Source organism: Sphingobacterium psychroaquaticum (assembly GCF_900177625.1).
GTDB classification, from domain to species: Bacteria; Bacteroidota; Bacteroidia; order Sphingobacteriales; family Sphingobacteriaceae; genus Sphingobacterium; species Sphingobacterium psychroaquaticum.
This window is the reverse complement of the sequence record NZ_FXAU01000001.1, coordinates 18,480-30,701: the sequence shown is the minus strand read 5'-3', so window position 1 is coordinate 30,701 and position 12,222 is coordinate 18,480. Positions and strand designations below refer to the sequence as shown.

Here is a 12,222-nt window from a genome sequence, read left to right as displayed (position 1 = left end):
TAAAAATGTTAGCCTTAAGCGGCTCATAAGCCTATACTTCCTTTCTCTGACACTATAATTATAGATGTACACTAATATCGTATGCTAGATTGTGACAGCCAAAGACCTAGAGGAGATAAGAGACTATTTTATAATCGGCACAGTTTTAGCAAGGTAATGGCACAACGAACAATCAATAGAACAACGATGAAAAGAACACTTACACTGGGGCTATTCTTAAGCCTCCTAACTTTCCTTTATACCGGATGTAGCAAAGATGATGATGCGAACGGTGAAGTGCAGGAGAACTACTTTAAAGTAAAAGTAGACGGTACTGAGAAAATATTCCCTATTGTAGAAGCTCGTTGGGTGGATGGTGGGAACTATCTGAGTATTTATGGCATGAACAGTGGGAAAGAATCGGTCACGGTTACCGTTATGTCTGAAAAAACACGTGTACCTGCAGGTCAATATAGTTTAGATGATGCGTCCGGCTACACCATCCTTTCTGCTCATATTGTTAGCAGTAGTAATGGACAGCTAAACGCTGCGGCAACACGAGGAACGGTTTCTACTGATGATGCCTTTGATTTGAAAATAACTAAGATTGATAATGGCCAGGTACAAGGTTCTTTTACAGGCACATTAATCCGAGTAGAAGGCCTAAATACGATAGGCAAGGTTGTCCTTACCGATGGTCAGTTTAAGGCGAGCATAAAACCAAACTAGCTGTTGGGTTGAAGATAAAAGTAGCTCGGCTATGATAATCATATAAATCAAGATCATCATAGCCGAGCTGTTTATTTAGATGTTTGATAAAAACGAACTAAAGTTGGTTTTTCTATGGGAAGAGACTACTTCCCAATACAAAACTTCGAGAAAATATTCTCCAAGAGATCATCCGTGGTCACTGCCCCAGTAATTTCACCCAAGTGGTGAAGCGACTGACGGATATCCATCGCCAAGAAATCCGATGTTACCGGATTATCCAAGCCGTAAAGCACCTTCTCCAGCGCCTCCTGCGTATGTTGCAACGCCTCCACATGTCGGATATTCGTTACCATGACATCATCGTGATTCACATTCGCCAGATTCACCTGGTTCAACAACTCATCCTTCAAATCATCGATCCCCTCCTGCTGCTTTGCCGAAATATACAACGGCTTCAAAACATCAAAAGCCAAACGCTGTTCCACCGTAATCAGGTCACTCTTATTCACGATCGTCACAAAAGGAATATTCAAATGCTGCACCTCCGCAATCTGCGTCTGCACATCCGCCACACTATCCTGCGTCGGGTCAAACAAATAAACAATCAGGCGCGCCTGCCTCATCTTCTCGCGGGTACGCTCCACCCCTTTAGCCTCAATAATATCTGCTGTCTCCCGGATACCCGCTGTATCAATAAAACGGAATGTTATCCCGTGGATATTAATCTCATCCTCAATCGTATCCCGCGTTGTTCCCGCAATCTCAGAAACAATCGCTCGCTCCTCATTTAAGAGCGCATTCAGTAAAGTCGACTTACCCACATTCGGCTTACCGGCAATCACCACCGGCACCCCATTCTTCAACACATTACCCTGCTCAAACGAAGCAATCAACTTGCGGATTACCTGATAGATATTAGTAATCAACAACCGCAGCTGATCGCGATTGGCAAACTCCACATCCTCCTCCGAGAAGTCCAGTTCCAGCTCAATAAGCGAAGCAAAATGTACCAGATCCTCACGCAGCTTTTTCAGCTGATTGGAGAAACCACCACGCATCTGTTGCATGGCCACCTGATGAGATGCCGCCGAATTCGAAGCAATTAAATCCGCCACCGCTTCCGCTTGCGACAGATCCAGTCCGCCATTCAAGAAAGCACGAAGCGTAAACTCCCCCGGTTTCGCGGCACGTGCCCCCTGTTTCATCAACAAGTGAATAACGCGCTCAATAATATAAGCCGAGTTATGCGTCGAGATCTCTACGACATGCTCCTTCGTGTAAGAATTCGGACCAACAAACAAGGACACCAATACCTCATCAATAATATCATCGCCATCGCGAATCGTACCAAAATGAATCGTGTGCGAGGGCTGCTCCAGTAGATTCTTGCCTTTAAACACACGGTTGGTAATATGAATAGCCTCTGCACCCGAAAGACGGATCACAGCGATAGCACCATTTACGCCCGGCGAAGTCGCCAGTGCAACAATAGTATCTGATGAAATTAATCCTGTTGACATGGTGCAAAGGTATAAAATACTGGTGAGAGTTCCGTTTAATCCGCTTAGGAGCAATATCCCTATCCATTCCCCTCCACAAACGATTCACGGCCTTTACTTGTTATAAATTAAGCAAATGTTTTGGGAATGTTTATTAACATCTTGTTTACAATTTGTTTATATTTAAGAAACTTTACTTCAATATTTTTAGCATTCAAGAAAGTGGCAAAGAAAAAGATGATCAAGAAATTTATTCCCCGCGATATTAGTTGGTTAAGTTTTAACGGGCGCGTATTACAGGAGGCAGCAGATAATACGGTTCCTTTATCCGAACGCATCAAGTTTTTGGGAATTTTCTCCAACAATATGGACGAGTTTTTCAGGGTGCGTGTAGCCGGCCTAAAGCGTGCATTAGCCTTTAACCAAAAAGAAGCAAAAGAGATTTTCTACGAAACGCCACAGAGTATATTGGATGAATTATATGAACGTATTATCAAACAGCAGGATAAGTTTGATGAAACATGGCGTGAGGTTCAAGTCGAGATGGCTAAGCAAAAGGTATATATAAAATCCTTTGCCGACCTGAACCCACAACAACAACGTTTCGTAAAGCATTACTACGAAGACGAAGTAGAATCCAACGTAATCCCACTGATGTTGGATGATATGCGTCCCATTCCCTACCTGCGTGATAAAAGCTTGTACTTAGGGATTGCGATGCGCAAAAGAGATTGGGAATATGAAACGAAGTATGCGTTAATCGAGGTTCCGACACAGGGCAACGGTCGCTTTATTTTACTGCCAGCGCCAAAAGGCGAAAAGCATGTCATCCTCTTAGAGGACATCATTAAGTTTAACCTTCCTTATATCTTCTCCTTCTTTGGGTTTGACACCTTCGAGGCACATGCCTTTAAGATTACCAAAGATGCGGAGTTTGATATAGACAACGACATCAATACCACGTTGGTGGAAAAGATAACCAAAGGCGTCAAAAACCGTCGCAAAGGTAAGCCTACACGTTTTGTCTTCGACAAGGAAATGGACTCCTCATTGGTAGAATTTTTAATAAAAAAGCTGAACTTATCGAAGAAAGATAGTATCATTCCGGGACAGAAAATCCATAATTTCAAACATTTTATGGACTTCCCTAAAGTCTTTAAAACAGAGGAAAAGGCAAAGGAACGCATCCCTTTTTACCACCCGGATTTTGATGGGAAGCAGCGCATCAGCGATGTCTTGATTAAGAAGGATGTGCTGTTATCTTTTCCGTACCACAGCTTCGTACCGATGATCGACCTGCTGCGGGAATCGGCGATGGATCCAGATGTAAAATCTATACACATCGCGATTTACCGCATGGCGGAGAATTCCAAAATTGCAAATGCTTTAGTCAATGCTGCGCGTAATGGTAAAGAGGTCGTCGTGATGCTGGAGTTGCGTGCTCGATTTGATGAAGAGCATAACCTCGACTGGAAAGAACGTTTTGAAATGGAAGGTATCACGGTTCTGCTTGGTATCCCCGACAAGAAAGTACACGCTAAACTTTGTATCATCAAAAAACGTATCGAAAATAAAACGGTACAATATGGCTTTGTGAGCACGGGGAACATCAACGAAAAGACCGCTAAGTTTTATGGTGACTATTGCCTGATGACAAGTAACCGGACGATTATGGCGGACATCAACAAAGTCTTTGCCGCACTGAAAAAGCCAAAGGTAGATTTGGCATTGACCTTAGCAAACTGCAAGAATCTTATGGTGTGCCCTACCAGCATGCGTAACGCGATTGTCGCCTATATCGATAAGGAAATCGCGGAAGCTAAGGCTGGAAAAAAAGCGCATATCATCGTTAAAATAAACTCGCTGAGCGATAAGCACCTTATTCGAAAACTTTATGAAGCGGCGCTGGTCGGTGTCAAGGTGGAGTTGATCGTTCGGGGCATTTACTGTGCGGTGAACGATAAAAAATTCAAACAGCCGCTCAAAGCGATCAGTATCGTGGATGAGTATTTGGAACACGCGCGTGTGATGTATTTCTACGCGGCCGGCAAGGAACATGTGTATATATCATCAGCCGACTGGATGCCTCGAAATCTGGATCATCGTATTGAAGCTGCCGTGCGCATTATTAATAAGAAGATAAAAACGGAGCTGATCGATATGCTGCATATTCAGCTCAAGGATAATGTTAAGGCTCGGATTCTAAATAATGAGCTTGATAATGCCTATGTCGAAAGTGGTAAGAAGGATATTCGATCTCAAGTGGAGCTGCATCGCTATCTTAAAGGAAAAACTTTGTAGTTGGTGGTGAGTAGTTTGTTGTTCATAGTTTCTAGATTATGGTTCATCGTGCCTAGATATCTCCATAGTCGATAGGACGCCCTTCTTATATTAAATAGTCTGACAGATTAATGACGCAACAATGTTGCGATTAAGAATTTAACCTCTTAGTTTTGTTTCAACAAATTAAGAACACTATGATACCTTACGCACCATTTGACGTCATTATTATTGGAGGAAGTTATGCGGGCCTATCCGCCGCTATGTCACTTGGGCGTTCGCGCCGGCAAGTACTGATTATCGATAGTGGTCTGCCTTGCAATAGATTCACCCCACACTCCCACAATTTCTTAACGCAGGATGGAAAGGCTCCGGCCGAGATTGCACAACGCGCACGCGAACAGGTTCATCAATACGATACGGTTCACTTTGTGGAAGGAACAGCCAATACCGTGACCCAAGTCGATAGCTTCTTTGTCGTAGAAACCGCAACGGGAGAAGCCTTCACTGCCAAGAAACTAATTCTTGCAAACGGTATTAAAGATAATCTTCCCGATATTCCGGGCTTGGCAAATGCGTGGGGTAAAACAGTAATCCACTGCCCTTATTGCCACGGCTATGAGTTTAAAGACCAGAAGACAGGAATCCTAGCCCATGGAGATCGTGCTCTGCATCTCGCCGGTTTAGTGTATAACTTAAGTAAAGACTTGCAGCTCTTCACCAATGGAGAAGCTGAATTTACAGCTGAGCAGCGTACGAAGCTGACAAAAGCGGGTATTTTGGTCCACGAAGAACGTATCATCTCCATATCCGAAAAGGAAGGTATAATCGATGGTATCACCCTCGATACTGGAGTTTTCATGCCCCTCCAAGCCCTCTATGCAGTCATACCTTTTACGCAACAAGGAGGTGTCGCAGACGCTCTAGGATGCACACTTACCGATGCAGGACATATCAAGGTTGATTTTATGCAGAAAACAAGCGTACCAGGCGTATATGCGTGCGGCGATAACTCCTCGCCAATGCGTTCGGTCGCATTGGCTGTTTCCACAGGAAGCACCGCTGGAGCTATGGTTAATATGGAGCTCGTAACGGAATCTTTTTAAAAATTTCCAATCCATAAAAAAACATAGAATATCTATCGAAAATTTTGTCGTAACTTGCTTTAAAGTTAACGATACGTTATGGAACAGATAAAGATAACCAGTGTGATCCATGTTCGGGTAGAAACCGTATGGAATGCATACACCTCTGCCGAGGATGTTCAACAATGGAATCATGCTTCGGATGACTGGCATTGTACCGCTGCTACGAATGATCTACGCATCGGTGGTAAATTCAATTACCGGATGGAAGCTAAAGATGGTCGCTTCGGGTTTGATTTTGAAGGGGAATACACCAAGCTGGAGCCCTTCCGAAAGATTGCATACAAGATGGGAGACGGTCGCCATGCGGAAATTAATTTTCTTGCTCAGGACGACCACACCGATATTGTCGTGCTTTTTGATCCAGAACAGACGAACCCAATCGAGATGCAACGCGATGGCTGGCAAGCGATCTTGAATAATTTTAAAGCATATGTAGAACGAATCTACGGCAACAATTAAGATTATCCTCCGTTAGTTTAAGATTATATTACGTGTCACATTATGGCAGGAGTAAAAACATTTTTTACAGACCAATCTGTAGTCGACTATATTGAACAGCTTACAGAGGAGCAGAAAAAAGCGGATAGTTATCGCTTGATCGAGCTGATGAAGCAAGTAACCGGTGAAGATGCCCGTATGTTTGGCCCTAGCATCATTGGATTCGGACAATATCATTACAAATATGCAAGTGGTCACGAAGGCGACGCACCAATCTTAGGCTTTTCACCGCGAAAAGCAGCGTTCTCCCTTTACGTCCATACCGGATGCGAAGAAGCAGCCCATCTTTTGGAAAACCTGGGCAAATACAAAATCAGCAAAGCCTGTATCTATATCAAAAAACTAGCCGATATCAAGGAAGACCAATTGTTAAATTTGATGCAATATACACTGGATTATATCAGTGAAAAATATCAACGCATTAAACAATAAAAAAACCTGTATACGCTTAATTTCATCCAAAGATGTCGAACTCATTTACCACCATAGCCGATTATATTTCACTTTTCGATGGGGAGAAAAAAGAGCTCCTTATTACGCTTAGGGAAATAATAGCAAGCGCAGCACCGGAAGCAACAGAAACAATCAATTACCAGATGCCTACCTTTCGATATAATGGGAACTTGATTCATTTTGCGATGTCTAAAAATCACCTAGGTTTATATCCCGGGCCAGCGGCTATTGTCCATTTCGCGGATCAATTGACGGCCTACAAAACTTCAAAAGGTGCTATTCAGTTACCGTTGGATAAGCCACTTCCTAAAAAATTGATCCAGGACATCGTCCACTACAACATAGATCGCCTACACGATAAAGAAGCTCCCGATTGGAAAAAATACAACAGCCAATGGGCGGAAGCGACAGAAAAGGTCGCACAAATAATCCATGAACTTCCGCTCACCAAGGAGTTTAAATGGGGTGGCGATATATACACCTATCAAGGAAAGAATGTCGTCGCTTTTTCAGGTTTCAAAAATCACTTCGCAATATGGTTTCACAACGGTGTATTCCTCAGCGATCCACAACAGGTTTTAGTTTCCGCTTCGGAAGGAAAAACAAAATCGCTGCGCCAGTGGCGTTTTACTTCGGCTGACGATATTGATCCGAAACTCGTTAAATCATACATAGAAGAAGCTATTCAAACGGTAATCGACGGCAAGGAGCTCAAAGCAGAAAAATCAACGCCCCTTACGCTGGATGGCATCCTTAAAGAAACGCTAGCAAACGACACGAAATTAGACGCTGCCTTCACCAAACTAACGCCAGGCAAGCAGCGTGAATACATGGAATATATCGCCGATGCCAAACAAGAGAAAACGAAGATTACACGGATCGAAAAAATAATCCCTCTGGTCTTACAAGGCAAAGGGCTGCACGACAAGTACAAGAAATAGTATACAAGCTAAATGAATGTTATACGTTCTTCTTATCTTTGCCTTTTGAAATTACGCAATAGAGAATATGTCGACAAAAGAACAGAAAATAGCAAATTTTGACCCTTCACAACCGGGTTTAGCGGATGCAAGTATTTTTGGTCTGCCTTTTACAGCGGAAGAAAGTGAATTCATTATTATTCCTGTGCCGTGGGAAGTAACTGTTAGCTATGGAGCAGGTGCGGCTGATGGGCCGGATGCCGTTATGGATGCATCTTTCCAAGTAGACCTTCTGCACCAAGAGTTCCCTGAATTGTGGAAGCTTGGTATGTTCATGGATGAGGCACCTGCATCGTGGAAGACAAATAGTGAAAAATATAAAGCTTTGGCGCAGCCCATTATCGCAGCCTTAGAAGAAGGCGAAGATATTGCCGACCATCCCAACTTACAAGCTGATCTAGATAAAATTAATGCCGCTTCAGCACAGCTAAATGCAGAGTTGAAAGAACGCGTACTTTACTGGGCATCTCAAGGCAAGAAAGTGGTTTTATTGGGTGGCGATCACTCTACACCATACGGCTACTATCAGGCACTAGCTGAACAGCACGATAGCTTTGGTATTCTTCATTTTGATGCACACATGGACTTGCGCATCGCTTATGAAGGGTTTACCTTTTCACATGCCTCAATTATGTACAATGCTATACAGTTACCACAGATTACAAACCTGTTGCAGGTCGGAATTCGTGACTTCTGTGAGCAGGAAGTAGATGTCGTTCGTGCCTCGGATAAAGTAAAAGTATTTACGGATGCTGATCTAAAAACAGCGCAATTTGAAGGAAAAACATGGCGGCAACAGGTGGATGAAATGATTGGTCTTTTGCCGAAAAAAGTAGCGATCAGTTTTGATATCGATGCGTTATACCGTTGGTACTGTCCAAATACAGGAACACCGGTTCCAGGTGGTTTATCCTATGAACAAGTGACGTACATGCTGAATAAATTAGCAGCTTCCGATCGGGAAATTATCGGTGTGGATTTAGTCGAAGTGGCCCCAGGTGAAACCGATGAATGGGATGGCAATGTGGGTGCTCGATTATTGTTCCACCTTTGTGGTGCATTTGCAAAAAATAATGGCTTGAACGTAGGGGAACGTATTGTGTTCTAGTGTTCAATCTACTTTATAAAAAAAGCGGGATCTTACTAGATCCCGCTTTTTTATGTCCCTTACTTTAAGTTATCGCGATATACTTTCGCTTTCTTAACTTCTGTTTGGATATCCTTACGAGAAGAATCGTAAGTCAATACTTTTTCGTAATCTGCTACCGCTTTGTTGTATGCATCTGTAGCTGCCGCTTTATTGTAATTTGGAGTTCCAGCTGTTCCTACCAAGATACCTAGATCACGGTAAGCTACCGCTCTGTTTTGGTAAAATTTAGCATCGTTCGCCGAAATAGCAATAGCTTTCGTGTAGTCTTCGATCGCAGACTTCAATAATTGCTCTTTCGCCGCGTTAGCCAATTTACTATCATTCGCTACTGCTAATGTATTATTAGCTTTAGCTTTATAATAGTAAGCTGACGTATTTTTACTATCTAATGCAATAACTTTTTTGAACGTTTCAACAGCTTTGTTGAAATCGCCATTTTGAAATTGTGAATAGCCCAACAAATACTGAACATCAGGATCTTTAGCCTCTGTTGGCAGGGCCTTTTCCAAGTGCGCCGCAGCCGATTTAAAGTCTCCATCAAGAAGAGCCTTTTGGCCTAAACGGACATTAGCATTACTATGTTGCTCTTGCGCTTGTGCTGTTAAGGCAAACAAAGCAAGGGCTGCTGAAGCCAAACCTAACTTCACAGCTTTCCATTGGTTACTTAAAAAAATACGTTTCATAAATCCTTTCTTTTATACTCTTTTTAATTGTTTTTCTTCGATATGACTACTCTCCATAAAGCTCCGATTATTCACGGAAGCCTCCAAAGCGAAGTTATAAACATTTCAACATTTATAACGACACATGTTGTCATATTGTTATCCAATAACCCTGCCGATATAACAGATTATTACATATAACTATACAAATACCGTTCTTTTTAAAAGTTGGCATCTCTCTTGCAATTATAGGATAAATAATTCATTAACATAAAAATTATCTATAAATCTGACATCTTGTCGGGTGAAGGCACATATATATGAACAAAAACGACACATTCGATATCAACCAAGTACTTTCTGTCATTAATGAAGACACGGAATTTTTTCCGCTGTTAAGTTCACAGGATGAGGAAGAAATGAGCAAAGCTGATATCCCCGAAATATTACCCATACTCCCCCTTCGTAATACCGTCCTTTTCCCCGGTGTTGTTATTCCAATCACCGTTGGAAGGGACAAATCCATAAAACTTGTTAAAGAGGCGTACAAAGGTGATAAAACCATCGGCGTTGTTTCGCAGAAGGATATGAACATTGAAGAACCAACCTTGGAGCAACTCCATAAAATTGGTACCGTGGCACATATCATCAAGGTGTTGCAAATGCCCGATGGAAACACAACTGTGATTATCCAAGGAAAGCAACGTTTTAAAATCACGGAGATGGTCGCAACGACACCTTACCTAAAAGCAAAGGTGGAGCGCGTTCAAGAAGACAAACCGAAAGTATCGAGTAAGGAATTCAAAGCCTTAATCTCTTCCATTCGTGAATTAGCTTTACAAATTATTCAGCTATCCCCTAACCTGCCTAGTGAAGCAGGATTAGCAATCAAAAATATTGAGAGCCCGACGTTCTTGGTCAACTTTATTTCTTCGAATTTATCGTTAGAAACAGATCAAAAACAACAGCTCCTGGAGACCAAAGATTTTGTTAAACGTGCTAAAAACTTATTGGAGCATCTGACCACAGAAATCCAGATGCTGGAGCTCAAAAATCAGATTCAAAATAAAGTACGTATCGACCTGGACAAACAGCAACGTGATTATTTTTTAAATCAACAGCTGAAAACTATCCAAGAAGAATTAGGTGGCAACACACCCGATCTAGAGATTCAAGATCTGGAAAAACGTGCCAAAACAAAAAAATGGTCGAAAGATGTACAAAAGCATTTTGAAAAAGAGCTGGAGAAACTAGCACGCATCAATCCCGCGGCGGCAGACTATTCGGTACAGATCAACTACCTGGAGGTATTATTGGATTTACCTTGGGGGGAATATACCAAAGACAATTTCGACCTCAACAGAGCCGTTAAAGTTTTGGATAAGGATCACTATGGGCTGGAGAAAGTAAAGCAGCGTATTGTGGAGTACCTTGCAGTATTGAAGCTAAAGAATGACATGAAAGCCCCTATCCTGTGTTTAGTAGGGCCTCCAGGTGTGGGTAAAACATCGCTTGGTAAATCTATTGCACGGGCATTAGGACGTAAATATACACGTATGGCACTGGGTGGTGTACGCGATGAAGCAGAGATCCGCGGTCACCGTAAAACCTATATTGGCGCCATGCCAGGACGCATTATACAGTCACTGAAAAAAGCGGCTGCTTCTAATCCTGTTTTTGTATTGGATGAGATTGATAAAATAGGTTCTGACTTTAAAGGTGACCCTTCATCGGCATTACTTGAGGTATTGGATCCAGAACAAAACACACACTTCTATGACCACTACGTGGAAATGGAGTACGATTTGTCAAAAGTTCTTTTTATCGCAACGGCCAACTCCTTGAACACCATCCAACCGGCTTTACTCGATCGTATGGAAATCATTGAGGTAAATGGATATACCATTGAAGAGAAGATCGAAATCGCTAAGAAACACCTTTTGCCAAAGCAATTGGAGATCCATGGCGTTGGGAAGAAAGAAGTAATGTTGAACAATAAGGTTATTGAAAAAATAATCGAAGAATATACCCGTGAATCAGGTGTCCGTGGATTGGAGAAAAAAATTGGTTCAGTCGTGCGTGGTGTTGCCACCCGTATCGTGATGGAAAAACCATACAATCCAAAGGTAGATGCCCCATTGATCGAAGATATCTTGGGTGCTCCGATATTCGATAAAGACCTATATGAAGACAACGAGATTGCTGGTGTTGTAACCGGTTTAGCGTGGACCTCGGTCGGTGGCGATATCCTCTTCATAGAATCAAGCCTTAGCCCGGGTAAAGGTAAATTAAGCCTAACAGGTAACTTGGGAGATGTCATGAAAGAATCGGCGGCAATTGCGATGGCTTACTTGCGCGCACATGCTGAAGAGTTTGGTATTAACTACAAGATCTTTGACCACTGGGATGTTAACATTCACGTGCCAGCAGGAGCAACACCAAAGGACGGTCCTTCAGCAGGTATTACCATGCTTACGGCACTTACCTCGCTCTTCACCCAAAGGAAGGTAAAGGAAAAGTTAGCGATGACAGGCGAGATTACGCTGCGTGGCCGTGTTCTTCCGGTAGGTGGAATCAAAGAGAAAATCTTGGCGGCGAAAAGAGCGAATATAAAAGAGATTATCTTAAGCAAAGCCAATGAAAAGGATATCTTAGAAATCAAAGAAGATTATGTAAAGGATCTCAAATTCCATTACGTAACGAAGATGTCTGAAGTTATTGACTTAGCACTCTTGAAAAGTAAAGTAAAGAATGCAAAAGATCTCGATAGATTTATAACAGCATAAAAAAAGGTGGGTTTATGAAAAACCCACCTTTTTTTATTTAAGTCTTGTTAAGCCAGTAGAAACATCGAGATGCAAA

Annotated in this window: 10 protein-coding genes; 8 read left to right on the top strand and 2 right to left on the bottom strand. The window is 42.3% G+C overall.

What is annotated here, in order from left to right; all coding sequences use genetic code 11:
- The first annotated feature begins 186 nt into the window (after positions 1–186).
- The gene (locus B9Y69_RS00125) at positions 187–708 is read left to right on the top strand and encodes a hypothetical protein (protein ID WP_144036468.1); all 522 of its coding nucleotides are present in this window, start codon (positions 187–189) and stop codon (positions 706–708) included.
- 125 nt (positions 709–833) lie between these two features.
- Here the strand turns inward: B9Y69_RS00125 and mnmE are convergent, their stop codons facing one another.
- Positions 834–2,210 carry a tRNA uridine-5-carboxymethylaminomethyl(34) synthesis GTPase MnmE gene (gene mnmE / locus B9Y69_RS00120; protein ID WP_085471063.1) on the bottom strand — a complete coding sequence of 459 codons (1,377 nt, stop codon included), beginning with the start codon at positions 2,208–2,210 and terminating at the stop codon, positions 834–836.
- A gap of 201 nt (positions 2,211–2,411) precedes the next feature.
- Here mnmE and ppk1 point away from each other — a divergent pair, with 201 nt between their 5' ends.
- The 6 genes from ppk1 to B9Y69_RS00090 all read left to right on the top strand — a co-directional run bounded on the left by ppk1 (position 2,412) and on the right by B9Y69_RS00090 (position 8,656).
- On the top strand, positions 2,412–4,490 hold the full coding sequence (ppk1, locus tag B9Y69_RS00115) for a polyphosphate kinase 1 (protein WP_200811721.1): 2,079 nt from the start codon (positions 2,412–2,414) through the stop codon (positions 4,488–4,490).
- 176 nt (positions 4,491–4,666) lie between these two features.
- Positions 4,667–5,575 (top strand): NAD(P)/FAD-dependent oxidoreductase, encoded by a 909-nt coding sequence (locus B9Y69_RS00110; protein ID WP_085471062.1) that lies wholly within the window; start codon positions 4,667–4,669, stop codon positions 5,573–5,575.
- 78 nt (positions 5,576–5,653) lie between these two features.
- Positions 5,654–6,076: an SRPBCC family protein gene (locus B9Y69_RS00105; protein WP_085471061.1), complete on the top strand. Its 423-nt coding sequence runs from the start codon at positions 5,654–5,656 to the stop codon at positions 6,074–6,076.
- A 42-nt stretch (positions 6,077–6,118) separates the two neighbouring features.
- Positions 6,119–6,547: a DUF1801 domain-containing protein gene (locus B9Y69_RS00100; protein WP_085471060.1), complete on the top strand. Its 429-nt coding sequence runs from the start codon at positions 6,119–6,121 to the stop codon at positions 6,545–6,547.
- A 32-nt stretch (positions 6,548–6,579) separates the two neighbouring features.
- Positions 6,580–7,509 carry a DUF1801 domain-containing protein gene (locus B9Y69_RS00095; RefSeq protein WP_085471059.1) on the top strand — a complete coding sequence of 310 codons (930 nt, stop codon included), beginning with the start codon at positions 6,580–6,582 and terminating at the stop codon, positions 7,507–7,509.
- Between the two features lie 67 nt (positions 7,510–7,576).
- Complete coding sequence (locus B9Y69_RS00090) at positions 7,577–8,656, top strand: agmatinase family protein (protein WP_085471058.1); 1,080 nt, start codon at positions 7,577–7,579, stop codon at positions 8,654–8,656.
- A gap of 59 nt (positions 8,657–8,715) precedes the next feature.
- On the opposite strand, the gene B9Y69_RS00085 is transcribed toward B9Y69_RS00090, so the two are convergent.
- Positions 8,716–9,381 carry a tetratricopeptide repeat protein gene (locus B9Y69_RS00085; RefSeq protein WP_085471057.1) on the bottom strand — a complete coding sequence of 222 codons (666 nt, stop codon included), beginning with the start codon at positions 9,379–9,381 and terminating at the stop codon, positions 8,716–8,718.
- A gap of 299 nt (positions 9,382–9,680) precedes the next feature.
- Here B9Y69_RS00085 and lon point away from each other — a divergent pair, with 299 nt between their 5' ends.
- Positions 9,681–12,146 carry an endopeptidase La gene (gene lon, locus B9Y69_RS00080; RefSeq protein ID WP_085471056.1) on the top strand — a complete coding sequence of 822 codons (2,466 nt, stop codon included), beginning with the start codon at positions 9,681–9,683 and terminating at the stop codon, positions 12,144–12,146.
- Positions 12,147–12,222: the final 76 nt, after the last annotated feature.